24 protein-coding genes and 1 riboswitch are annotated in these 23,916 nt (G+C 64.7%); of the genes, 13 read left to right on the top strand and 11 right to left on the bottom strand.

Features of this window, described 5'->3' with window-relative positions:
• Positions 1–59 precede the first annotated feature (59 nt).
• Positions 60–216: riboswitch (FMN riboswitch) on the top strand.
• Between the two features lie 92 nt (positions 217–308).
• Entirely contained in the window at positions 309–818 is a 510-nt protein-coding gene (locus AC1D09_RS19530) for a 6,7-dimethyl-8-ribityllumazine synthase (RefSeq protein WP_477664377.1), read from the top strand.
• Between the two features lie 46 nt (positions 819–864).
• Here the strand turns inward: AC1D09_RS19530 and parC are convergent, their stop codons facing one another.
• From parC to AC1D09_RS19510, 4 genes are all read right to left on the bottom strand, one after another.
• Complete coding sequence (gene parC / locus AC1D09_RS19525) at positions 865–3,222, bottom strand: DNA topoisomerase IV subunit A (RefSeq protein ID WP_477664378.1); 2,358 nt, start codon at positions 3,220–3,222, stop codon at positions 865–867.
• A 139-nt stretch (positions 3,223–3,361) separates the two neighbouring features.
• The gene (locus AC1D09_RS19520; RefSeq protein ID WP_477664379.1) at positions 3,362–4,207 is read right to left on the bottom strand and encodes a lytic transglycosylase domain-containing protein; all 846 of its coding nucleotides are present in this window, start codon (positions 4,205–4,207) and stop codon (positions 3,362–3,364) included.
• A 21-nt stretch (positions 4,208–4,228) separates the two neighbouring features.
• Positions 4,229–5,338 carry a hypothetical protein gene (locus AC1D09_RS19515; protein ID WP_477701184.1) on the bottom strand — a complete coding sequence of 370 codons (1,110 nt, stop codon included), beginning with the start codon at positions 5,336–5,338 and terminating at the stop codon, positions 4,229–4,231.
• Positions 5,335–7,305 (bottom strand): DNA topoisomerase IV subunit B, encoded by a 1,971-nt coding sequence (locus AC1D09_RS19510; RefSeq protein WP_477664381.1) that lies wholly within the window; start codon positions 7,303–7,305, stop codon positions 5,335–5,337. The genes AC1D09_RS19515 and AC1D09_RS19510 overlap by 4 nt, the downstream gene beginning before the upstream one ends.
• 189 nt (positions 7,306–7,494) lie before the next feature.
• On the opposite strand from AC1D09_RS19510, the gene AC1D09_RS19505 reads away from it, so the two are divergent.
• From AC1D09_RS19505 to AC1D09_RS19480, 6 genes are all read left to right on the top strand, one after another.
• On the top strand, positions 7,495–8,715 hold the full coding sequence (locus AC1D09_RS19505) for an MFS transporter (protein ID WP_477664382.1): 1,221 nt from the start codon (positions 7,495–7,497) through the stop codon (positions 8,713–8,715).
• 186 nt (positions 8,716–8,901) lie between these two features.
• Positions 8,902–9,714: an SDR family oxidoreductase gene (locus tag AC1D09_RS19500; protein WP_074577733.1), complete on the top strand. Its 813-nt coding sequence runs from the start codon at positions 8,902–8,904 to the stop codon at positions 9,712–9,714.
• Positions 9,711–10,292: a class I SAM-dependent methyltransferase gene (locus tag AC1D09_RS19495; protein WP_477664384.1), complete on the top strand. Its 582-nt coding sequence runs from the start codon at positions 9,711–9,713 to the stop codon at positions 10,290–10,292. The genes AC1D09_RS19500 and AC1D09_RS19495 overlap by 4 nt, the downstream gene beginning before the upstream one ends.
• 92 nt (positions 10,293–10,384) lie before the next feature.
• On the top strand, positions 10,385–11,269 hold the full coding sequence (dapA, locus tag AC1D09_RS19490; RefSeq protein WP_074577734.1) for a 4-hydroxy-tetrahydrodipicolinate synthase: 885 nt from the start codon (positions 10,385–10,387) through the stop codon (positions 11,267–11,269).
• A gap of 85 nt (positions 11,270–11,354) precedes the next feature.
• Positions 11,355–12,446, top strand: coding sequence for an outer membrane protein assembly factor BamC (gene bamC / locus AC1D09_RS19485; RefSeq protein WP_477664385.1), 1,092 nt, complete (start codon positions 11,355–11,357; stop codon positions 12,444–12,446).
• A 45-nt stretch (positions 12,447–12,491) separates the two neighbouring features.
• The gene (locus AC1D09_RS19480; RefSeq protein ID WP_477664386.1) at positions 12,492–13,265 is read left to right on the top strand and encodes an MBL fold metallo-hydrolase; all 774 of its coding nucleotides are present in this window, start codon (positions 12,492–12,494) and stop codon (positions 13,263–13,265) included.
• 72 nt (positions 13,266–13,337) lie between these two features.
• Here the strand turns inward: AC1D09_RS19480 and AC1D09_RS19475 are convergent, their stop codons facing one another.
• The 3 genes from AC1D09_RS19475 to AC1D09_RS19465 form a co-directional block, all read right to left on the bottom strand.
• A complete protein-coding gene (locus tag AC1D09_RS19475) occupies positions 13,338–13,568 on the bottom strand; it encodes a hypothetical protein (protein ID WP_477664387.1) in 231 nt (76 codons plus the stop codon).
• 246 nt (positions 13,569–13,814) lie between these two features.
• Entirely contained in the window at positions 13,815–14,327 is a 513-nt protein-coding gene (locus AC1D09_RS19470; protein ID WP_477664388.1) for a hypothetical protein, read from the bottom strand.
• Positions 14,328–14,370: 43 nt separating this feature from the next.
• Positions 14,371–15,588 carry a cupin domain-containing protein gene (locus tag AC1D09_RS19465; RefSeq protein ID WP_477701183.1) on the bottom strand — a complete coding sequence of 406 codons (1,218 nt, stop codon included), beginning with the start codon at positions 15,586–15,588 and terminating at the stop codon, positions 14,371–14,373.
• 14 nt (positions 15,589–15,602) lie between these two features.
• Here AC1D09_RS19465 and AC1D09_RS19460 point away from each other — a divergent pair, with 14 nt between their 5' ends.
• Positions 15,603–16,127 carry an FKBP-type peptidyl-prolyl cis-trans isomerase gene (locus AC1D09_RS19460; protein WP_477664390.1) on the top strand — a complete coding sequence of 175 codons (525 nt, stop codon included), beginning with the start codon at positions 15,603–15,605 and terminating at the stop codon, positions 16,125–16,127.
• 45 nt (positions 16,128–16,172) lie between these two features.
• Here the strand turns inward: AC1D09_RS19460 and AC1D09_RS19455 are convergent, their stop codons facing one another.
• The 4 genes from AC1D09_RS19455 to coaBC form a co-directional block, all read right to left on the bottom strand.
• Positions 16,173–16,724, bottom strand: coding sequence for an outer membrane lipoprotein (locus tag AC1D09_RS19455; protein WP_477664391.1), 552 nt, complete (start codon positions 16,722–16,724; stop codon positions 16,173–16,175).
• A 183-nt stretch (positions 16,725–16,907) separates the two neighbouring features.
• A complete protein-coding gene (gene dut / locus AC1D09_RS19450) occupies positions 16,908–17,354 on the bottom strand; it encodes a dUTP diphosphatase (protein ID WP_074576942.1) in 447 nt (148 codons plus the stop codon).
• A gap of 3 nt (positions 17,355–17,357) precedes the next feature.
• Positions 17,358–17,762 (bottom strand): hypothetical protein, encoded by a 405-nt coding sequence (locus AC1D09_RS19445; RefSeq protein ID WP_477664392.1) that lies wholly within the window; start codon positions 17,760–17,762, stop codon positions 17,358–17,360.
• Between the two features lie 35 nt (positions 17,763–17,797).
• On the bottom strand, positions 17,798–19,054 hold the full coding sequence (coaBC, locus tag AC1D09_RS19440; RefSeq protein WP_477664393.1) for a bifunctional phosphopantothenoylcysteine decarboxylase/phosphopantothenate--cysteine ligase CoaBC: 1,257 nt from the start codon (positions 19,052–19,054) through the stop codon (positions 17,798–17,800).
• A gap of 253 nt (positions 19,055–19,307) precedes the next feature.
• Between coaBC and AC1D09_RS19435 the strand changes: the two genes are divergently transcribed.
• From AC1D09_RS19435 to AC1D09_RS19415, 5 genes are all read left to right on the top strand, one after another.
• Positions 19,308–20,999, top strand: coding sequence for a CTP synthase (locus AC1D09_RS19435; RefSeq protein ID WP_477664394.1), 1,692 nt, complete (start codon positions 19,308–19,310; stop codon positions 20,997–20,999).
• Between the two features lies 1 nt (position 21,000).
• Positions 21,001–21,858 (top strand): 3-deoxy-8-phosphooctulonate synthase, encoded by an 858-nt coding sequence (kdsA, locus tag AC1D09_RS19430; RefSeq protein ID WP_477664395.1) that lies wholly within the window; start codon positions 21,001–21,003, stop codon positions 21,856–21,858.
• A gap of 119 nt (positions 21,859–21,977) precedes the next feature.
• Positions 21,978–22,268, top strand: coding sequence for a DUF1330 domain-containing protein (locus AC1D09_RS19425; RefSeq protein ID WP_477664396.1), 291 nt, complete (start codon positions 21,978–21,980; stop codon positions 22,266–22,268).
• A gap of 49 nt (positions 22,269–22,317) precedes the next feature.
• Positions 22,318–23,601, top strand: a complete 1,284-nt coding sequence (eno, locus tag AC1D09_RS19420; protein WP_007873230.1) for a phosphopyruvate hydratase — start codon at positions 22,318–22,320, stop codon at positions 23,599–23,601.
• Between the two features lie 14 nt (positions 23,602–23,615).
• A complete protein-coding gene (locus AC1D09_RS19415) occupies positions 23,616–23,891 on the top strand; it encodes a septum formation initiator family protein (protein WP_074576952.1) in 276 nt (91 codons plus the stop codon).
• Positions 23,892–23,916 lie beyond the last annotated feature (25 nt).

Genomic DNA, 23,916 nt, shown 5'->3' with positions numbered 1-23,916 from the left:
GGCAAGCAGCGGCTCACGCGAGCCCTTAAACTCATGAGGCCCCGGCCATTTTGCCGGGGCAGCGTTCTCAGGGCGGGGTGAAATTCCCCACCGGCGGTGTTTGCAGGCAACTGCATCAGCCCGCGAGCGCCCGGCCCTCCTCACGGTGGGACGGGGTCAGCAGATTTGGTTCAACTCCAAAGCCGACGGTCACAGTCCGGATGAAAGAGAGCGCGATGCCATCGGCTGTGCCGTGGGCGCCAGCGCGCCCCTGGCCGGCCGCAGGCTCGTGCGCCCTGATTCTGGTAACACCTAGTTAGAGGCCATCCATGAGTCAGACCCTTGTTTCTTCTCCTGCCGCCGCCCAGTCCGGCGGCACACCCAAGGCGCGTTTCGCCTTTATCCAGTCATCCTGGCACGAAGACATCGTGGACCAGGGGCGCGGCGCCTTCCTGGCCGAAATGGCCAGGCAGGGTGTGAGCCCCGAATCCATTGACACCTTTGAAGTGCCGGGCGCTTTCGAGATTCCGCTGCACGCGAAAAAACTCGCGCAGTCGGGCCGTTATGCGGGCGTAGCCTGCTGCGGGCTGGTGGTGGACGGCGGCATTTACCGCCACGAGTTCGTCGCCGACGCGGTGATCAGCGCGCTGATGGGCATACAGCTGGAAACCGGCGTGCCGGTGTTTTCCGCTGTGCTGACGCCGCAGCATTTCCATGAGCATGAGGAACACCGCCAGTTCTTCAGCGCCCACTTCCTGACCAAGGGCAAGGAAGTGGCGCAGGCCTGCCTGGAAACCGTGGCGGGCCTCAGGAAGCTCGAAACACTGCTCGCTGCCTGAGGCCGGATGCCCGCCCCTTTTCACAAGGCGGCGGGCGCCGAACTTCTTACTCGACGCGGGTGACACCGGTAGGCTTGAAGCCCAGGTCGGCCGCCTTGCCCTTGCGCGCGCGCGCCGCGCGGGCGTTGTTCAGCGTGCGGATTTCCAGGGTTTCCTCGCGCGCCTTGCCGCCGCGGCCTATGCCTTCAATTTTCACGCTGCGGGTGTAAGCCGCCGCGCCAGCCAGGGTGTCCTTGGCTTCAAGGTCTATCAGCATCAGGCCGCGGCCGCCGGCGGCCTGCATTTTCAGTTCACCGATTTCAAAGGTCAGGACGCGGCCGCCCGTGGAGGCGCAAGCCACGTGGGTGGCCGGCAGCATGGGCGTGGCGCCGCTGTTGAAGGCGGCATGCGAGGGCCTGCAGATGGTTTCACCCTCGGCACAGCTGATAAAGGCCTTGCCCGCCTTGAGGCGCGATGTCATGTTCTCGACCGTGGCGAGGAAACCGTAGCCGCCGCTGGCACTGAGCAACAGCGCCGCATTCGACGGGCCCGCGAAGTAGTGCACCAGCTGCGTGCCCGATTCGAGGTCGATCATCGTGGTCAGCGGCTGGCCGTCGCCGCGCGCGCCGGGCAGCGAGGACACCGGCACCGAATAAATCCGGCCGCGCGAGCCGAAGGCCAGCAGCGTGTCGACGGTGCGGCATTCAAAAGTGCCGTACAGTCCGTCGCCGGCCTTGAAGGCAAAACCCGCCGGGTCATGGCCATGGCCGCTGCGCGCGCGCACCCAGCCCTTGTCGCTGATGACCACGGTCACGGGTTCGTCGAGCACCTTGACTTCGAGCACGGCTTTTTTCTCGGCCTGGATCAGCGTGCGGCGCGCGTCGGCGAACTGCTTGGCGTCGGCCTCGATTTCCTTGACCAGCAGGCGCTTGAGCGCCGCCGGGCTGCCGAGGATTTCCTCGAGCCGGCCCTGCTCTTCGCGCAGGTTCTTGAGCTCCTGCTCGATCTTGATGGCTTCGAGCCGCGCCAGTTGGCGCAGGCGGATTTCCAGGATGTCCTCGGCCTGGCGGTCGCTGAGCCTGAAGCGCGCTATCAGCGCGGCCTTGGGCTCGTCCGACTGGCGGATGATGGCGATCACCTCGTCGATATTGAGCAGCACCAGTTGCCGCCCTTCGAGGATGTGGATGCGGTCCAGCACCTTGTCCAGGCGGTGCTGCGAACGCTTTTGCACCGTGGTCTGGCGAAATTCAATCCACTCGCCCAGCATCTGGCGCAGGTTTTTCTGCGTCGGCTTGCCGTCCAGCCCGACCATGGTCAGGTTGATGGGCGAGGAGCTTTCAAGGCTGGTGTTGGCCAGCAGGGTGTTGATGAGTTCGGACTGGCCGATCTTGCTGGTCTTGGGCTCGAACACCAGGCGCACCGGGGCGTCCTTGCTGGACTCGTCGCGCACCACGTCGAGCACGGCCAGCACGGTCTGCTTGAGCTGCACCTGGTCCTGGCTCAGGGCTTTTTTACCGGCCTTGATTTTCGGGTTGGTGAGTTCCTCGATCTCTTCGAGCACGCGCTGGGTGCTGACGCCGGGCGGCAGTTCCTGCACCACCAGCTGCCACTGGCCGCGCGCGAGCTCCTCGATTTTCCAGCGCGCGCGCACCTTGAGCGAGCCGCGGCCCGTGCTGTAGGCGGCCGCGATTTCCGCGCTGCTGGAGATGATCTGCCCGCCGCCCGGGTAGTCGGGCCCGGTGATCAGCGAGAACAGCTCGTCGTCGGAGAGCTTGGGCGTCTTGATCAGGGCCACGCAGGCGTCGGCGACTTCGCGCAGGTTGTGGCTGGGGATTTCGGTGGCCAGGCCGACGGCGATGCCGCTGGCGCCGTTGAGCAGCGCAAAAGGCAGGCGCGCGGGCAGCTGGCGCGGCTCCTCGAAGGAGCCGTCGTAGTTGGGCACGAAGTCGACCGTGCCTTCATCGAGCTCGTCGAGCAGCAAGGTCGTGATGCGCGCCAGCCGCGCCTCGGTGTAGCGCATGGCCGCCGCGCCGTCGCCGTCGCGCGAGCCGAAGTTGCCCTGGCCGTCGATCAGCGGGTAGCGCTGGCTGAAATCCTGGGCCATGCGCACCATGGCGTCGTAAGCCGCCTGGTCGCCGTGCGGGTGGTATTTGCCGAGCACGTCGCCGACCACACGGGCGCTTTTGACGGGCTTGGCCCCGCTGGCGCCGTTGGCGCCGCCAAAACCCAGGCCCATGCGCGACATGCTGAAAAGAATGCGGCGCTGCACCGGCTTCTGGCCGTCGCAGACGTCGGGCAAGGCCCGGCCTTTGACGACGCTGAGCGCGTATTCAAGATAGGCCCGCTGCGCGTACGCGGCCAGCGAGTCCTGGTCGGCGGGTTCGGGAATGGGGGCGACTGCGTCCGGTGTAAAGAGATCGTCCATCGTGAATTTGGCTTGAGGCTAAGTCGGTTGATACCGGGCCGGCATGCTTAAGCGCGGCCGGTACGGGATGATGAAAAAAAAGGGGGCGCCGCTTTGCAGCGCTGCCGGATGTTCCGGCGAAACGCCAGCTGCATGGGTCTCAGTTCCGCTCGGGTGGGGCCTCTGGCGTGGTGGTGGACGCGACCGTGGTCGGCACCATGTTGCCGCGGCCCGTGCTGCCGCCCATCATCTCCATGCGCACGCGGCCGCCGGGGGCCATCATGCTGGGAGGCTTGAGGTGGTTGTAGAGCTGCATCACGGTTTTCACGTAGTTTTTGGTCTCTGGGTAATTCGGAATCTTGTTGCCCGCGCGCTGCACCGCGCCTTCGCCGGCGTTGTAGGCGGCAATCGCCAGCTCGAGCTGGCCGGGGAACATGGCGATCAGGTCGCTGAGGTAGCTGGAGCCGGCCCGGATATTGGTCTTGGGGTCGGTCAGTTTTTTGTGGACCGTGGAATCCTTGCTGGCCCGCACGCCGTAGCGTTCCGCTGTCGGCGGGATCAGCTGCATCAGCCCGACCGCGCCCTTGGGCGAGACGGCCTGGGTGTTAAAGCCCGACTCGGTGGCGATCAGGGCCTGCAGCAGCTCGTAGTCAATGCCGTGCGTGGCCGAAGCCTCGCGCAGCAGGTGCTTGACGGCCTTGTAGTTGGGCGACACATCGAAGTAGGCCAGCAGCTTGGGCGGCGCGGCGGCCACGCCGGTGGCGAGGTTGGCGCCGTTGCCCACGGCCTTGCCGCTGCGCCCGGTGTTGCCGCCGGCGCTGAAGCTTTCGCTGCCGCGGAAAAAGAGTTCATAGCGGTCGTCCAGCCGCACGGCCGAGAAATGCGCAATGCCGTCCTTGTCCACGTAGCCCCAGATGTCGGCGTGGGCGGGCCGCTGCGACAGCAGCATCAGCGTGCCCAAAAGAAATCCAAGCCAGAGCCTGGACTTGCCATAAAAAATGTTCATAAAAAGAAACCCATTATTTCGTCACGCCTTCAGCGCGAACACAATTCTTGCAATAGCCCCGCCTATCGCGATCAACAGCAAAACCACGATGCCGCGGTAAAACCATTTCCAGGGCTTCAAGCGTTCGTCCATCACATCCATCTGGTGCTTGAACGCTTCGACCTGCGCATCCGAAGCCGAACTCATTTGTTCGAATTCCACCTGCAGCTGCCGGTCAATTTCCGTCAGCCTTTTTTCATCCAGAGAACCAGCGCGATCCATCTTTTGCAATTCAGCCAGCAGCAGGCTGGTCTTGCGCTCGGCTTCCTCGCGCAGCCCGGCAGCTTGCTCCCGCTGCAGCGCCGCGTCAATTCCTTCAAAGTGATGCCAATCCCGTGCCCTTGGCGCGCCGGCCTTATCCGCTACCACTTGAACCGCCCGGGCGACAAGCGCCGGCTCTTCCTTCAAAAAATCGCAGGCAATTTCCAGCAATCGCGACTTGGCCCTCAATTGAGGGCCGTTCCAGTGAAGAGCCCCGGGTACGCAGGCAGCTTTCAGCTGGTCAAACGTCGCCGGATCCAGTGCCAGCACCAAAACCGATTTCTTCCGCCCCTTGATTTCAAACTGCTTGAGGTCGACACCTCTTACGTGTTTCCAGGCGACGGCGGGCAAACCGCTGTACATAAAACCCGTCGAATCCACTTTCAGCGCACCGCCGGACCGCCACGCCGCATACGCGCAAGCCAGCAGACTGCACATGTGCACAAACACCAAAATACCAAGGCTGGCCAGAAAAGCGGCGGGGGCCAACTTCCCGCTCTGCCAGCTGGCCTTGGCCAGGAATCCGGCGCCCCACAAAACCAAGACAACCACCGTAAAGATGCAACTCCAGCGAAACCAGTGAAATGGAACCGCCAGGGAGTTCTCTTTAAAGCCGAGCGCCGCCCGGCTGGCCTCTTTCTCCGCATTCCGTTTGCGACTGTCAATCGCTTTTTCCGAAAAAACAGCCCAGCACAAGCCAGCGGCGGCTACCGCAAAACCCAAGGCAGCCCTTGCGAATTCGTGGGTCGCCAGCGCGATCGTGGCCCAGAATGCGGCAACGACCAGCACCACCATGCCTGCCACGCGGCTAACCGACAGCAAAAACCTCAAACATCCACCTCAACGCTGTCACCGTGCAACTCCATCAATTCGCGGCGTGCCGCGGCTTCGCCCTTGCCCATCAGCTTGGTGATCAGGGTCTCGGTTTGCAGGAAATCCTGGTTGCCCAGTTGCACGGGCAACAAACGGCGGGTATCCGGATTGAGCGTGGTCTCCCAGAGCTGTTCCGCGCTCATTTCACCCAGGCCCTTGAAGCGGCTGATGCTCCAGGCGCCTTCGCGCACGCCGTCCTTGCGCAATTTATCCAGAATGGCGGTCAACTCGCCCTCATCAAGGGCATAAAACTTGGATGCCGGCTTTTTGCCCCGGGCCGGCGCGTCCACCCGGAACAGCGGCGGCCGCGCGACATAGACATTACCCGATTCAATCAGCTTGGGGAAGTGGCGGAAAAACAGCGTGAGCAGCAGCACCTGGATGTGCGAGCCGTCCACGTCGGCGTCGCTCAGGATGCAGACCTTGCCATAGCGCAGGCCGCTGAGGTCGGGCGTGTCGTTGGGGCCGTGCGGGTCCACGCCGATGGCGACCGCGATGTCGTGGATTTCGGTGTTGGCGAACAGGCGGTCGCGCTCGACCTCCCAGGTGTTGAGCACCTTGCCGCGCAGCGGCAGGATGGCCTGGCTTTCCTTGTCGCGGCCCATTTTGGCGCTACCGCCGGCGGAGTCGCCCTCGACCAGGAAGACCTCGTTGTGCGCCAGGTCGCGGCTTTCGCAGTCGGTCAGCTTGCCGGGTAGCACGGCCACGCCCGAGCCCTTGCGTTTTTCGACCTTCTGGCCGGCCTTCTGGCGGGTTTGCGCGGCCTTGATGGCGAGTTCGGCCAGCTTGCGGCCGTAGTCGACGTGCTGGTTGAGCCACAGCTCCAGCGCCGGGCGCACAAAGCTGGAAACCAGGCGCACCGCGTCGCGCGAATTGAGGCGTTCCTTGATCTGGCCCTGGAACTGCGGGTCCAGCACCTTGGCGCTCAGCACATAGCTGGCGCGGGCAAAAACGTCTTCGGGCAGCAGCTTGACGCCCTTGGGCAGCAGCGAATGCAGGTCGATAAAGCTTTTGACGGCATTGAAGAGGCCGTCGCGCAGGCCGCTTTCATGGGTGCCGCCGGCGCTGGTCGGGATCAGGTTGACGTAGCTCTCGCGCATGGGCTGGCCGTCTTCGGTGAAGGCCACGCACCACTGGGCGCCCTCGCCTTCGGCAAAACTGTCGTGCTGGGTGTCGGCAAAACCCTCGCCTTCAAACATCGGGATCACCGGATCGCCGGTCAGGGTCTGCATCAGGTAGTCGCGCAGGCCGCCTTTGTAGAGCCAAGTCTGGGTGTCCTTGGTTTTCTCGTTGGTCAGCGTGACGGTGACGCCGGGCATGAGCACGGCCTTGCTGCGCAGCAGGTGGGTGAGTTCGGCCATGGGCAAGGCCGCCGACTCGAAGTACTTGGCGTCGGGCCAGGCCCGGACCGTGGTGCCGGTCTTGCGGTCGCCGTCGCCGTTTTTGCGCAGGTGCAGCTTTTCGGTGACGTCGCCGCCCGAAAACACCAGGTGGGCGACCATGCCTTCACGGTAGGAGGTGACCTCCAGGCGCTTGGACAGCGCGTTCGTTACGCTGACACCCACGCCGTGCAGGCCGCCCGAGAAGCTGTAGGCGCCGCCCTTGCCCTTGTCGAACTTGCCGCCGGCATGCAGCCGGGTGTATACGAGCTCGATCACGGGCGCTTTTTCTTCCGGGTGCATGCCGAAGGGGACGCCCCGGCCGTCGTCGTCCACGCTGACCGAGCCGTCGCTGTGCAGCGTGACCTTGATCTTCTTGCCGTAGCCGGCCAGGGCCTCGTCGGCGGAGTTGTCCAGCACTTCCTGGATGATGTGCAGGGGGTTGTCGGTGCGGGTGTACATGCCCGGGCGCTGCTTTACGGGCTCCAGGCCCTTGAGCACGCGGATCGAACCTTCGGAATATTCGGTGGGTAGTTTGTCGGCCATGGCAGTTGAAAGAATTGCCGCAATTGTAGTCCGGGCCGCAAAAGTCACTGTATGGACATACAGCCGACCCGATTCGGGCGTGGAAACCTGGCGCGGCGCGGCAGCGTTTTGCCATTTTCGTTACAGTCGGCGAATCGTCTCCTGGCCACCCGGGCCTTTTCCTTTTTTCGCCGCTTGCGGCGGCCACCCATGACCACCGACACCAAAAAACTCTCCATGCTGCAGGTGCTGATCTGCGGCGCCACCATCGTCACGCTGTCCATGGGCATACGCCACGGCTTCGGGCTGTGGCTGCAGCCCATCACCCAGGCCCAGGGCTGGACGCGCGAAACCTTTGCCTTCGCGCTGGCGGTGCAAAACCTGTCCTGGGGCGTGTTCGGCATCTTCGCCGGCATGGCGGCCGACCGCTTCGGCGCCTTCCGCGTGATCGTGGGCGGCTCCCTGCTGTACGGGCTGGGCCTGGTGGGCATGGCGCTGTCGCCCACGGGCTTTTTGTTCACCATGACGGCCGGGGTGCTGATAGGCGCCGCGCAGGCCGGCACCACCTATGCCGTGATCTACGGCGTGATAGGCCGCAACATCCCGGCGGAAAAGCGCTCCTGGGCCATGGGCGTGGCCGCGGCGGCCGGCTCTTTTGGCCAGTTCCTGATGGTGCCGGTCGAAGGCCTGCTGATCAGTGGCCTGGGCTGGAAGGAAGCGCTGCTGGTGCTCAGCGGCGCCGTGCTGCTGATCGCGCCGCTGGCGCTGGGCCTGCGCGAAGGCGGCTTTGCCGGCGGCCAGCCGGCCAAACGCGAGCAGACCATAGGCCAGGCGCTGCGCGAGGCCTTCAAGTACCCGAGCTTCCAGTTGCTGATGGCGGGCTATTTCGTCTGCGGCTTCCAGGTGGTGTTCATCGGCGTGCACATGCCCAGCTACCTCAAGGACAAGGGCCTGTCGCCCCAGGTGGCCAGCTACGCGCTGGCGCTGATAGGCCTGTTCAATGTTTTCGGCACCTATATCGCCGGCTCGCTGGGCCAGAAGATCGCCAAGCGGAAAATCCTGGCGACGATTTATTTCTCGCGTGCGGTGGTGATCGCCGTGTTCCTGGCGGCGCCGCTGAGCCCGCTGAGCGTGTATATCTTCGCCAGCCTGATGGGCCTGTTGTGGCTGTCGACCATCCCGCCGACCAACGCGGTGGTGGCGCAGATCTTCGGCATCCAGCATTTGTCCATGCTGGGCGGCTTTATTTTCTTCAGCCACCAGATCGGCTCCTTCCTGGGCGTGTGGCTGGGCGGCTATTTATATGACCGCACCGGCAGCTACGACATCGTCTGGTACATCGCCATCGCGCTGGGCGTGTTTGCCGCCCTGGTGAACCTGCCGGTACGCGAGGCGCCGATTGCACGCGCCGGCGTGCCGCAAGGGGCCTGAGATGGCCAAAAAAGCCGGCCTGTGGGCGCTCGCGGTCATCGCGTCGCTGGGGGTGTTTGCCCTCTACACACGGCCGGAATTCCTGGTCACACTCGCCAACCAGATCTGGGCTTGCTTTTAGGGCCTGCCCGGCGGTTTTGCGAGTGATGGGGGCCGCGCCCCCCAAAAAAGCGGGAAGAGGACATCATGAAAACCATCATCATCACCGGCGCCTCGGACGGCATAGGCGCGGAAATGGCGCGGCAGCTGGCCAAAACCCATGGCGCCGGCGTGGCGCTGGTGCTGGCCGCGCGCAATGAAACGCTGCTGGACGAGGTCGCGCACCAGTGCGCCGCGCACGGCGCGCAAACCCTGGCCGTCAAGACCGATGTGTCCATCGAGGCCCAATGCCGGCACCTGGTGGATGCCGCCGTCGGCCGCTTCGGCCATATCGACGCCCTCATCAACAACGCCGGCATGTCGGCGCAGGCGCTGCTGGAGGACGTCAAGGCCCAGGACCTGGGCTGGTACGAGCAGCTGATGCGCATCAACTTCTGGGGCAGCGTCTGGTGCACCCATGCCGCCCTGCCCTACCTGAGGCTGCGCCACGGCAGCATCGTCGCCGTTTCCAGCCTGGCCGGGCTGATAGGCGTGCCGGGCCGCACGGCCTACAGCGCCACCAAATTCGCCATGGTGGGATTTTTCGAGGCGCTGCGCGCCGAAATGAAGGGCGCCGGGGTCGGCGTGACCACCGCCTACCCGGGCGTGGTCGCCACCCACATCCGCCACCGCGGCTTCAACGCGGCGGGCGTGGCCGCGGGCTCCAGCGGGCTCAAGGAAGACAAGGCCATGAGCGTGGAGGAATGCGCCCGGCTGATCCTGCAGGGCATGGAGCGCCGGGACCGCGAGGTGGTCATGACGGCCAAGGGCAAGCTGGGCCGCTGGCTCAAGCTGATCGCGCCCGGCCGGGTCGAGGCGATGGCGCTGGCGGCGCTCAAGGATGAGGTGAAACCACTTTGACGGACCCCAGGCCGCACGGAACGGAGCCGCCCTCCGCCTGGGTTCGGCGCTGGTCGCACCTGGTGCGCGAAGGCGGCGTGGTGCTGGACGTCGCCTGCGGTTATGGCCGCCATGCCCGCTGGTTTCACGGGCGAAGCCACCCCCTGGTGCTGGTGGACCGGTCGCGGGAAGCCCTGGAGGCCGCTACAAGCACCCTCCCGGCCGCGGCTTACGAGGCCGTGGTGGCCGATATTGAAGCCGGCCCCTGGCCTTTTGCGGGCCGCCAGTTTGACGCGGTCGTCGTCACCAACTACCTCTGGCGCCCGCTGTTGCCGACCCTGCTGGCCGGCCTGGCACCGGGTGGCGTGCTGATTTACGAAACTTTTACGCAGGGCAACGAGACCGTGGGCAAGCCCTCGCGGCCCGATTTTTTGCTGCGCAGCGGCGAATTGCTGGAAATCTGCGCGGGCCTGCGGGTAGTGGCTTTCGAGGAAGGTTTCCATGAAAACCCGCAGCGCTTCATCCAGCGCATCGCCGCCGTCCGCGAAACCGCCGCGACTGCGGGTTTGCCCGCACCGCCGCGCTATTTCCTGCCCTAGGCTCTGGGTAGAATGCAGGATTGGCTTTTCGGGGCCGGCCCGGCGGTATTTCGGCCAGGCCCTATCCGGCCGCGAACGTTTTTAAGTAAAGCATGAAACCCATTACTGGCAGCATCGTTGCATTGGCAACGCCCTTGCATGATGACGGCAGCGTAGATTACCCCACCCTGCGCAAACTGGTGGACTGGCACATCGCCGAAGGCACCGACTGCATAGGCGTGGTCGGCACCACCGGCGAATCCCCGACCGTCAACGTCGAGGAGCACTGCGAAATCATCCGCGTCTCGGTGGAGCAGGCCAAAAAGCGCGTGCCCATCATGGCCGGCTGCGGCGCCAACTCCACCGCCGAGGCGATCGAACTCGCCAAATTCGCCAAGCAGGTGGGCGCCGACTGCCAGCTGCAGGTCGTCCCCTATTACAACAAGCCCACGCAGGAAGGCCAGTACCGGCACTTCAAGGCGATTGCCGAAGCCGTCGGCGACCTGCCCACCGTGCTCTACAACGTGCCTGGCCGCACCGTGGCCGATATGGCGCATGCCACCGTGCTGCGCCTGGCCCAGGTGCCCGGCATTGTCGGCATCAAGGAAGCCACCGGCAACATCGAGCGCGCGCAGTGGCTGATCAAGGAAGTGCCCAAGGGCTTTGCCGTGTATTCGGGCGACGACCCGACGGCCGTGGCGCTCATGCTCTGCGGCGGCCAGGGCAACGTCAGCGTGACGGCCAACGTGGCACCCCGGCTCATGCACGAGCTGTGCGTGGCCGCCGTGGCGGGCGACACGCGCCGCGCCATGGAACTGCAGCTCAAGCTCCTGCCGCTGCACAGAAACCTGTTTATTGAAGCCAACCCGATTCCCGTCAAATGGGCCATGGCCCGGATGGGTCTTTGCGGCGGCACCTTGCGCCTGCCCATGACGCCGCTGGAAACATCGAACGAAGCGGCCGTGGAAAACGCCTTGCGCGCCTGCGGCCTGATTTGATTTGCCTGATCTGATTTTTAAGGGAACCCAAGTGAAGATATCGCCAACACGTCCTGCATTTTCAAAAGCCCGGAGCGCCGCAGCCGTGTCCGCGCTGGTCGCCCTCGGCCTGCTCGCCGGCTGCTCCTCCCTGCGCGAAGTGATGGACGGTGAACGCGTCGATTACAAGAGCAGCGGCACCAAAGGCCCCTCGCTGGACATTCCCCCGGACCTGACCCAGCTCAGCCGCGACACCCGTTACGTGGTGCCCGGCACGGCGGTGTCCGCCAGCAGCTACCAGGTGGGCCAGCCCACGCAGGCCGTGCAGACGGCCGCCACCGCCGTCGGCGACGTGCGTATCGAGCGCGCGGGCAGCCAGCGCTGGCTGGTCGTGAACCGGCCCGCCGACAAGCTCTGGGGCCCTGTGCGCGACTTCTGGCTGGAAAGCGGCTTCCTGCTCGCGCAGGACCAGGAAAACCTGGGCATCATGGAAACCGACTTCGCCGAGAACCGGGCCAAGCTGCCGCAGGACTTCATCCGCAGCGCGCTGGGCAAGGTGTTCGACGGCCTCTATTCGACCGGCGAGCGCGACAAGTTCCGCACGCGCCTGGAGCGCCGCCCTGATGGCGGCACCGAAATTTACGTCAGCCACCGCGGCATGGTTGAAGTGATTACCGGCGCAAAATCCGGCAGTTCCTCCGGCGACAGCACGGTCTGGCAGCCCCGTCCCGCCGATCCGGAACTCGAAGCCGAATTCCTGCGCCGCCTGATGGTCAAGCTGGGCGTGTCGCAAGAGCAGTCCAAGGCCCTGGTGGCCGCGGGCGCCACCAAGCAGACTTCGCGCATCGCCACGGTCAACAACCTGCCTGTCGTGCAGATCGACGAAGGTTTTGACCGCGCCTGGCGCCGGGTCGGCCTCGCGCTGGACCGCACCGGCTTTACCGTTGAAGACCGCGACCGCAGCCAGGGCACCTACTTCGTGCGCTACGTCGAGCCCGTCGCGAACAAGACCGAGCCCGGCTTCTTCAGCAAGCTGTTCAGCGGATCGCCGGCCGCCACGCCGCCCCTGAAGTACCGTATCGCCGTCAAGAGCCAGGGCGAGAGCACCACGGTTTCCGTCCTCAATGCACAAGGCGCCGCCGAATCGTCGGCCAATGCCCAGCGCATCGTGCAGGTGATCGCCGACGACCTCAAATAATCCGGGCTTGCCGCCCGACCGCCCCGGCCACGGATTGCGACGCCCATGTTGAGGTTTAAAAGCCTGGGCAGTGGCAGTTCGGGCAATGCCACCGTGGTCGAAGCGGCGGGAATCGCACCATCGCGGGTTCTTGTCGACTGCGGGCTGGGCCTCAAACACCTGCTTTACCGGCTTGGTGAAGCCGGCTTGCAGCCCGAGGACATCCATGCCGTGTTCATCACGCATGAACACGGCGACCATATCGGCTGCGCGCGCTCACTGGCCCTGCGCTATCGCATCCCGGTCTGGATGAGCCACGGCACGCATGCCGCCATAGGAGCTCCGGATTTCGACGGGTTGCTGCACACCGCGCGTGACGGCAAAGCCATAGAACTGGGAGGCCTGCAGCTCACGCCCTTTACCGTGCCGCACGACGCCAGGGAGCCCTTGCAGCTCAGTTGCACCGACGGCTCGGCCAAGCTCGGCATCCTGACCGACCTGGGCCACGCCACCACCCATGTCATGTCGCATCTCATGGCTTGCGACGCCCTGATGCTGGAGTGCAACCACGACACCGACATGCTGGCGCGGTCGTCGTATCCGCCCTTTTTAAAGCGGCGCGTGGGCGGCCAGTACGGCCATCTCTCCAATGCCGCGGCGGTGGAGATTGCCCGTACCCTGGTTCATGGGCGTTTCAGGCACCTGGTGGCCGCGCACCTGAGCGTGCAGAACAACCGGCCCGCGCTGGTGCAGGCGCTGATGGCCGAAACCCTGGGTTGCGGGGCGGACGACATCGTCGTGGCCGCGCCCGACACCGGAACGCCCTGGCTTTCGGTTTGAGGCCGGGGTACCCGCCGAGAACACGATGGGGCGAAAAAAAGGGCAAAAAAAAGCCGCCTTGCGGCGGCTTTTTCAATTCACTGAAGAATTACTTGGCGGCGCTTGCAGGAGCTGCGGTAGCGGTAGCAGCAGCGGCAGCGGCGGCAGCATCAGCAGCCGGAGCAGCGGACGTGGCAGCGGCGGGTGCGGATGCAGCGGCGGCAGGTGCGGAAGCTTCAGCAGCAGGTGCAGGAGCTGCAGCGGCTGGTGCAGGTGCTGCGGCTTCTTCTTTCTTGCCGCAAGCAGCCAGTGCAACAGCGGCAACGATAGCTGCCAAAACGAGGGACTTGTTCATTTTTTCGATCCTTGATGATATTTAAGAAAACAATTTCCGGAAATTGTCAAAAGAAACCCAAACCGGAATTCAAGTTATTTTTGACCGGGGAAAGGACTCGAGCTCTTTCTACCCAGCTTTAAATTATATGCTGGATATTACAAGTCCGGAAACCCTTAGTCGACGAATCGTGACCGTATGACGGGCCCCATGCGATGCTTGCGCAATCCTTGCGTTTAAAGGCCCAGGGTGGTGGCCGGGAAGGCCGGCGAACTTTTCAGCAGCCTTTCATTGAGCCGCTCCCTGAGCGCAACCCGGCGCGCCGGCTCGGACCCGGCCATGCCCGTGCAGCGCTGCAGGTCCAGGCGCTCAAAGACCCAGCCCGGCCCCAGCAAGGCGCTGGGTAGGTCATCGGCCGGGGCCGACGCGTTGGCCCGGCATTCCACGATATGGGCCCAGGTTCGCCGCCAGGTGACGAAGCGCGCATGCCGGCGCAGCACCTCGTCGTAGTTCCTGGCCAGCATGGTGAAGGTCCGGCCGGTTTTGGACCAGTCGTTCAAGGCCTGCACCACCGCGCGCTCCCCCAGGGGCCAGTCTTCAAAATCCGGGTCGCAGACGATGATTTCACGCCAGCCCTGCTGGGCCGCCGCGGAAAAAGCCTGGCGGATCATCTCGGTGAAGTCGGTGCGCCCGCTGAAACGGCCTTCCGGCAAGGCCTGCGGCGGGGTGGGTGTCGTGTCGGTTTCCATGGAGCATCTCCTTGGCAAAGGTGGCAAACAGTTGCTGGGCCGATCAGGAATCCGCGCACGGCTCCTGCCGCAGCCAGCCGGCATCGTGCCAGTCGCCCAGCAAGGCCATCGCGGAGGCGCCGGCCTTGCGCAGTTCATGCGGCGCCAGGCCTCGGCCGTCAGCCAGCCGGCGCATCAGCGTCGCATCGGCGCCTTTGGCGCGGTAGCTCTCCCCGTTGATGAACACATGGTCGGCGTCATACATCATCCGGGTGCGGGCATCCAGCCTGACTCCCGCGCGGCCGGCCCGCGCGGCCTCGGCATCCCATTCATAGTCGGCTTCGTCAAACCACACGGAAGGCTTGGGTTCGGTCATGTACTCGCCCAGGGCGCAGGTCAGCGCGAGGGGGTCTTTCAGCGCCTCCTGCACGGCCTGGCTGGCAAAGGTGGCCAGCTCTGCCGGCAAGGCCGCCGGGGTGGCCGTGGCGTCCTGCCCGGGATCACGGTAGATCTCGGAGGCTTTGGCTGCGCGGCGCCCCACAGGGGCATCCGCCTGCCTGTCGTCCTCGCTGAATTCCGCCAGGCGCTGCAGCAGCTCTGCCGCCAGTTCGCCGCGCCCCGGCGACCTGAAGCCGATTGAATAGGTCATGCAGTCGGCCGCCTTGCCGTCACCCGACACCGCTGCTTCGGCAATGCCGTCATGGGCATAACGCGGGGGCAGGTAAAGCATGTCGCCGGCTTCCAGCACAAACTCCTGCTCGGGCTCGAAGTTCCGCAGAATCTTCAGCGGCACGCCCTCCTGCAGGCTCAGGTCTTTTTGCCGCCCTATCTTCCAGCGCCGCCGCCCGCTGGCCTGCAGCAGGAACACGTCATAGCTGTCAAAGTGCGGCCCCACGCCGCCACCCGCCGTGGCGAACGAGATCATCAAGTCGTCAAGCCGCGCATCGGGAACAAAACGAAACTGCTGCAGAAGCTCGTGCGCCCCGGCGTCATGCAGGTCCACGCCCTGCACCAGCAGGGTCCAGGCCTTCTGGCTCAGCGGCGGCAGGCCGCGCGGCGCAAAAGGCCCCTGCTTCATGCGCCAGCCCTTGGCTTGCTGGACGATCAGGCGCGACTCCACCTGTTCGCTCGCGGCCAGTTTGAACAAGGCCACGCGGCTCAGCAAAGGCTGGAATCCGGGCAGGGCCTGGCGCACGAGCAGCGGCTTTTTTTGCCAGTGGCGGCGCATGAATTGCGCCGGGCTCAGGCCGGCAAGGAGCGCTAGAGATTGGTTTACATCCATGGGACAATTGTCGGATGAAAATCACCCCGCAATGCGTCGTAGCCCTGACATGGACGCTGAAAGACACCCTGGGCGATGTGCTGGACGAACTGGATGAGCCCATCGAGTTCCTGATGGGCGGTGACGACCTGCTGGCCAAGATCGAGCAGGCCCTGCAAGGCCGTGAAGCCGGCGACAAGCTTGAGCTGCACCTGGAGCCCGAAGACGCCTTTGGTGACTATGACGAGAACCTGGTGTTTCTCGAGCCCCGCAAGGTTTTCCCTGCCGAACTCGAAGAAGGCATGACCTTCGACGGCGCGGCCCTGCCCAAAGGTGTCAGCGGAGCGGCACCGCACGACCATATCTACACGGTCACCGAAATCTATCCCGAGCACGTGGTGCTGGACGGCAACCATCCACTGGCGGGCATCGCCATCCGGCTGGCGGTCAAGGTCGAGTCGGTGCGTGAAGCAAGCGAAGAGGAAATCGGCCAGGGCTCGCTGGGCACCGGCTTCTTCAAGCTCGAGCCCCTCACGCCCGGAAGCGGCACCCTGCACTAAGGTCAAGGCGGCGGCATGCCGCCGCCTTTTGACAACCCCGGCTGCTTACATCCGGTACAGCAGGCCGTTCTCAATCCTCACGCGATCGCCTATGCGCAGGTCGCCGGTGGAAGGCACGTCATAGGCACGGCCGGTGCCATTGTCGAGCTGGACAGATACGCGGTAGGTTTCGCGAACCGCACCAGGATTGCGGTTTTTCTCAATCGCATTACCAGCCACGGCGCCGCCCACTGCGCCGACAACCGTCGCCACGTCCTTGCCCGTACCGCCGCCGATCTGGTGGCCCACCACCGCGCCGGCCACACCGCCGAGGATGGCACCTACGCCCGAGCTCCTGGCCTGTTCCTGGGTGCGAAACACTTCGACATTGCTGACGCGTCCGTATTCGACATAGCGGTTCTGCTGGTTGGCGGGATAGGTCCCTGCCGGGTAGGTTCCAGCCGGATAGGTCTGGTTGGGGTAGCTGGCGGTATTGGGATAGGCGGGTGGGTAATTCGCGTCGGAGGTCGGCGGCGGGTTCATGGGTGCGCAGGCCGCAAGGGCGGCCAGCGCCAGCACCACGGACGCAGATGAAATAAAGCGGGATGTGTTTCGCATGAGTCTCTCCTGTTGGTAAGTCATGAGATCCCGGCACCACAGGCGCATGGACTCTCATGGCTTATTAAGGATGCGGCCCGCGCCTTCCCAGGTGGGGATTGGGCCTGTGGTGGCGTGGGAGCCTTGTTGCAGGGGTTGTAGGAAAACCCCCACCCCTGCGCACGGCGGCCCGGAGTGCCGGGCTCAGGCCTTGCCGGTGGAGCCGTAGCCGCCTTCCCCGCGCTCACTGGCGGGAAATTCGGACACCACATTGAACTGCGCCTGCACCACGGGCACGATCATCAGCTGCGCGATCCGCTCCATGGGTTCAATCGTGAAGGGCACGTCGCTGCGGTTCCAGGCACTGACCATCAGCTGGCCCTGGTAATCGCTGTCGATCAGGCCCACCAGGTTGCCCAGCACGATGCCGTGTTTGTGGCCCAGGCCCGAGCGCGGCAAGATCAGCGCGGCATAGCCCGGGTTGTGCAGGTAGATGGCGATGCCGGTGGGCACCAGTTGCCAGGCGTTGGCAGCCAGCGTGAGCGGCGCATCCAGGCAGGCGCGCAGGTCCAGGCCGGCGCTGCCGGGCGTGGCGTAGGTGGGAAGGTTGTTCTGAAGGCGCGGGTCGAGAATCTTGACGTCGATGTGCATGAACTATTTTTTCTTCGGAGGTTGATTTTTTTGAGCCTTTTGGGCCTCTTCGGCCGCTTGCTGCGCCAGTTCACGCAGGCGCTGGAGCAGCGCCCCGGATGACCGGCGGTTGGCCTGGAACACCGCCCACGCGCCGTACACCAGCAGCGCGGGCAGGAACAGGAAACCGGCGCCGGGCACCACCTCGGACAAGACCTGGGTGGCGATCCACAGGATAACCACCCATTTGACGTGGGTGGCAAAGGCGGCGACCGTGGCGGCGACTGGCGCGGGCTTGTCGGATGGCGCAGCGATGTTTGCCGGAGATGGCGTGCGCGGCGCGGTTTTGTCCTGGGGCTTGAGCCGGTCTTCACGGGCTTCGGCCGGCGCATGCGTATTCGCATGGGTCAGGCGCTCCACGTAAGCCACAAAATCGCCGTCCGGCGGCGTGTTGGAAGGAAGGTTCACGGTGCAGCCGTTTTCCCTTTGGGGGTATCCGCCATCCTGGCCGCGATCTCGCCCACCAGCCGCCGCGCCAACGAGAGCTTGGAGGCCCGGGGCAAGGCTTTGCTGCCCTGCGCATCCACCAGCAGCAGCGCGTTATGGTCCTGGCCGAAGGTGTCGGGGCCGATGTTGCCGACCAGCAGCGGCACTTTTTTGCGCAGGCGTTTGGCCTCGGCGTTTTCCGCGAGGTCCTGGCTTTCCGCCGCGAAACCCACGCAGAAAAGCCGGCCGGCCTGCGCTTGGGCGGACTGGGCCACGGTGGCCAGGATGTCCGGGTTCTCGGTGAACGCAAGTTGCGGCGCCTGGCCGGAGCCGTCTTTTTTGATCTTCTGGGCCGACGGCGCGGCGGGCCGCCAGTCGGCCACCGCCGCCGTGGCGATGAAGACGCTGGCGGCCTGGGCGCGCGCCGCCACGGCGTCCAGCATTTGCTGCGCGGACCTCACGTCGATGCGGGTCACACCGCGCGGCGTGGGCTGGCTCACCGGGCCGGCGACCAGCGTGACCTCGGCGCCCGCCTCGCGCGCCGCGCGCGCGATGGCAAAACCCATCTTGCCGCTGGACAGGTTGGTGATGCCGCGCACCGGGTCTATGGCTTCATAGGTGGGGCCGGCGGTGACCAGCACGCGCTGGCCGGCCAGCACTTTGGGCGCAAAAAAGGCCACCAGGTCCTCGAGGATCTGCTCGGGCTCCAGCATGCGCCCGTCGCCGGTCTCGCCGCAGGCCTGGAAGCCGCTGCCCACGCCCAGCACCGTGGCGCCGTCGGCATCCAGCTGCACAAAATTGCGCTGCGTGGCCGGGTGGGCGTACATCTCGCGGTTCATGGCCGGCGCCACCAGCAGCGGCACCTTGTCGATGGGGCGGGCCAGGCACATCAGGCTGAGCAGGTCGTCGGCGCGGCCGTGCAGCAGCTTGGCCATGAAGTCGGCGCTCATGGGCGCGACCAGGATGGCGTCGGACTCGCGCGACAGGTTGATGTGCGCCATGTTGTTGTCTTCGCGGCTGTCCCACTGGCTGGTGTAGACCGGCCGGCCGCTCAGGGCCTGCAGCGTGACGGGCGTGATGAACTGCTCGGCCGCCTCGGTCATGACCACCTGCACCGTGGCGCCGGCCTTGATCAGGGCCCGGCACAGCTCGGCCGCCTTGTAACAGGCGATCCCGCCCGACAGGCCCAGCACGATGTGTTTGCCGGCCAGGTCCAGGGCCTCTTCTGGCTGCATACCGTTCTCCGCAGCTTGCGCTTGATGTGTCATGTTCCGCAATGTATCTCAGTTGAACAAGGCCCCCACGCTTTTCGCTTCGAGCCTACGGCGCGCTGCCCCTTTCACTGGGATTGGGGCGCTGCGCCTGCGCCCCGGCAAAGCCGGAAACGGCTTTGGGCTGAAATTCAGTATCCCCTGCAAGGGGTAACCCGGCGGGCAACCCGTATAATCTCCGTTTACCACCTCTACGAACTTGCGGTTCGTACCTGACATGACCAAATTTGTCTTCGTCACCGGCGGTGTGGTGTCTTCCCTGGGCAAGGGAATCGCCTCAGCCTCCTTAGCTGCGATCCTGGAATCGCGAGGCCTCAAAGTCACTTTAATCAAGCTCGATCCCTACCTCAATGTGGATCCGGGCACGATGTCGCCCTTCCAGCACGGCGAGGTTTTTGTGACCGACGACGGCGCCGAAACCGACCTGGACCTGGGCCACTACGAGCGTTTCATCGAAACGCGCATGCGCAAGGCCAACAACTTCACCACCGGCCAGATCTACAAAAGCGTGCTCGAAAAGGAACGCCGCGGCGACTACCTCGGCAAGACCGTGCAGGTCATCCCGCACGTCACCAATGAAATCCAGGAGTTCGTCAAGCGCGGCGCCGGCTATGAAACACCTGATGCCGTCGACGTGGCCATTGTCGAAATCGGCGGCACCGTCGGCGACATCGAGTCCCTGCCCTTCCTGGAAGCCGTGCGCCAGATGAGCCTGCGCCTGGGCGCCAACAACACCGCTTTTGTGCACCTGAGCTACCTGCCCTGGATCGCCGCCGCCGGCGAACTCAAGACCAAGCCGACCCAGCACACCGCCAAGCAGCTGCGCGAAATCGGTATCCAGGCCGACGTGCTGCTGTGCCGCGCGGACCGCCCCATCCCCAGCGAAGAGCGCGAGAAGATCTCGCTGTTCTCCAACGTTCCTGAATGGGGCGTGATCTCCATGTGGGACGTGGACACGATTTACAAGGTGCCGCGCATGCTGCACGAGCAGGGCCTGGACGGCCTGATCTGCGACAAGCTGCGCCTGAACACGCCGCCGGCCAACCTCCGGCGCTGGGACGACCTGGTCTACGAGACCGAGCACCCGCAGACGGAAGTCCACATCGCCATGGTCGGCAAGTACGTCGACCTCTCCGACAGCTACAAGTCGCTCAATGAAGCCTTGCGCCACGCCGGCATGAAAAACCATGCCAAGGTGGTCATCGAGTACGTCGACTCCGAAACCATCACGCCGGACAACGTTTCGCGCCTGGCACGCTTTGACGGCGTGCTGGTGCCGGGCGGCTTCGGCGTGCGCGGTGTCGAAGGCAAGATTTGCGCGGCCCGCTTCGCGCGCGAGAACAAGATGCCTTACCTCGGCATCTGCCTGGGCATGCAGGTCGCCACCATCGAGTTCGCGCGCCATGTCGCCGGCCTGAAGGACGCCAACAGCACCGAGTTCGACCCCGCGACGCCGCACCCCGTCATCGCGCTGATCACCGAATGGAAAGACGCCGACGGCACCATCAAGACGCGCGACGCCAAGTCCGACCTGGGCGGCACCATGCGCCTGGGCGCACAGAGTTCCGACGTCGCACCCGGCACGCTGGCCCACAAGATCTACGGCGACGTGGTCACCGAACGCCACCGCCACCGCTACGAAGCCAACGTCAACTACCTCGACGCCCTGCGCGCCTCGGGCCTGGTCATCTCCGCGCTGACCCAGCGCGAGCAGCTCACCGAAATCGTCGAGCTGCCGCAGGACGTCCACCCCTGGTTTGTCGGCGTGCAATTCCACCCCGAATTCAAATCCACGCCCTGGGCCGGCCACCCGCTGTTCAATGCCTACATCGCGGCCGTGCTCCAGCTGCGGGCCAGCGCGGGCCAGGGCGGCAAACCCGCGGCCAAGCCGTTGAAGGCGGTGGCTTGACATGAAACTCTGTGGATTCGACATCGGCCTTGACCAACCGTTTTTCCTGATCGCCGGCCCCTGCGTGGTGGAATCAGAGCAATTGCAGATGGACGCCGCCGGCACGCTCAAGGAAATCACCGCCTCACTGGGCATCCCCTTCATCTTCAAAAGCAGTTTCGACAAGGCCAACCGCACCAGCGAGACGGCCTTTCGCGGACTGGGCACTGAGAAAGGACTGGAGATTCTGGCCAAGGTCAAAAAGGACATTGGCGTGCCGGTGCTGACCGACATCCACTCCGAAGACCAGATCGCCCAGGTTGCCAAGGTCGTCGATGTGCTGCAAACACCGGCCCTGCTGTGCCGCCAGACCGACTTCATCCACGCCGTCGCGCTGTCCGGCCTGCCGGTCAATATCAAGAAAGGCCAGTTCATGGCCCCGGGCGACATGAAGAACGTCATCACCAAGGCGCGCGCGGCCGTCAAGGCGGCCGGCCTGCCGGAAGACAACTTTATGGCCTGCGAACGCGGCGCCAGCTTTGGCTACAACAACCTGGTCAGCGACATGCGTAGCCTGGCCATCATGCGTGAAACCAACGCACCGGTCGTGTTTGACGCGACCCACTCGGTGCAGCTGCCCGGCGGCCAAGGCACCAGCAGCGGCGGCGTGCGCGAGATGGTGCCGGTGCTCGCGCGTGCCGCGGTGGCCGTCGGCGTCTCTGGCCTGTTCATGGAAACCCACCCGGACCCGGCCAAGGCCTTGTGCGACGGCCCCAATGCCGTGCCGCTCAAACACATGAAGGCCTTGCTGGAAACGCTGCTTGAGCTGGACCGGGTCACCAAACGCAACGGCTTCCTTGAAAACAATTTTGCTGCCTGAACAGGCGCAAGCCCCATACCGGCAGGTGCACGTCATCCCGCGCCCTGCCCCGCTGACCCCGCAGTGGCAACAGCACTGTTCAAGATAGCAAGCGTCCCCAACCTGTTTCCGGAGCCCACATGCCCAGCGCCTACATCATCGCCAACGTGACGGTTACGAACCCCGAACAATACGAACAGTACAAAAAGCTGTCTAGCATTGCCATGCAGGCGCACGGCGCCGAAGTTTGCGTGCGCGGCGGCAAGATCGAAGTACTGGAAGGCGACTGGACGCCCAGCCGCATCGTAGTGCTGAAGTTCCCCAGCGTGGAGCAGGCCCGCACCTTCAATGAATCCGCCGAATACGAAGCGGCGCGCCAGTCACGCCAGGGCATTGCCGTCATGCGCATGGTGCTGGTCGAAGGTGTGTAACCGTTTTTGTTTTTTTATCTTTGTTTTTCCGATTTTTGAAAGAGCCTAAATGAGCGCAATTGTTGATATCGTCGGCCGCGAAATTCTCGACAGCCGTGGCAACCCTACCGTTGAATGCGACGTGCTGCTGGAGTCCGGCGTCATGGGCCGCGCGGCCGTTCCGTCCGGTGCCTCCACCGGTTCGCGCGAAGCGATTGAGCTGCGCGACGGCGACAAGTCGCGCTACCTGGGCAAGGGCGTGCTCAAGGCGGTCGAGCACATCAACACCGAAATCTCCGAAGCCGTGCTGGGCCTGGACGCGAGCGAACAGGCCTTCCTGGACCGCACGCTGATCGACCTGGACGGCACCGACAACAAATCGCGCCTGGGCGCCAACGCCACGCTGGCCGTCAGCATGGCCGTGGCCCGCGCCGCCGCCGAAGAAGCCGGCCTGCCCCTGTACCGCTATTTCGGCGGCAGCGGCGCCATGCAGATGCCCGTACCCATGATGAACGTGGTCAACGGCGGCGCGCACGCCAACAACAACCTGGACCTGCAGGAACTGATGATCATCCCCGTGGGCGCACCGAGCTTTCGCGAAGCCGTGCGTTACGGCGCCGAAGTCTTCCACGCGCTCAAGAAAATCCTGCACGACAAGGGCATGAGCGTGGCCGTCGGCGACGAGGGCGGCTTCGCCCCCAACGTGCCCAGCCACGAGGCGGCCATCCAGATGATCCTGGAAGCCATTTCCGCGGCCGGTTATGTGGCCGGCGAGCAGATCGCCCTGGGCCTGGACTGCGCGGCTTCCGAGTTCTACAAGGACGGCAAGTACGTGCTGTCCGGCGAAGGCCTGAGCCTCTCGGCCGAAGAGTGGACCAACATCCTGGCCACCTGGGTCGACAAATACCCCATCATCAGCATCGAGGACGGCATGGCCGAGGGCGACTGGGACGGCTGGAAGATCCTCACCGAGAAGCTCGGCAAAAAAGTGCAGCTGGTCGGCGACGACCTGTTCGTCACCAACACCAAGATCCTCAAGGAAGGCATCGACAAGCACATCGCCAACTCCATCCTGATCAAGATCAACCAGATCGGTACCCTGACCGAGACCTTCGCCGCCATCGAGATGGCCAAACGCGCCGGCTACACCGCCGTGATCTCGCACCGCTCCGGCGAAACCGAGGACTCGACCATCGCCGATATCGCCGTGGGCACCAACGCCGGCCAGATCAAGACCGGCTCGCTCTCGCGCTCGGACCGCATGGCCAAGTACAACCAGCTGCTGCGCATCGAGGAAGACCTCGGTGACGTTGCGTCCTACCCAGGGCGCGCCGCCTTTTACAACCTGCGCTAAGCACTGAACCGCACGTGGGAAACCGACTCGTCCCTGCCGTCCTGATTGCGCTGCTGGTCATCTTCCATGCGCAACTCTGGGTGGGCCGGGGCAGCGTTCCCAGCGTGCGCGAGATGCAGCACCGGCTGACCGAGCAGCAAGCCAAGAACGCCCAGGCCCAGGCCGCCAACGACCAGCTCACGGCGGAAGTCAGGGACTTGAAGGAAGGCCTGGAAATGGTCGAGGAAAAAGCCCGCAGCGAGCTGGGCATGGTCAAGCCCAATGAAATCTTCGTGCAGGTCACCAAGTAGGCTTGGGGCAGGCCTGCCGGCGCGC

The organism is Polaromonas sp. P1_A2 (assembly GCF_056406895.1).
This window is presented reverse-complemented; position numbering and strand designations above follow the sequence as displayed.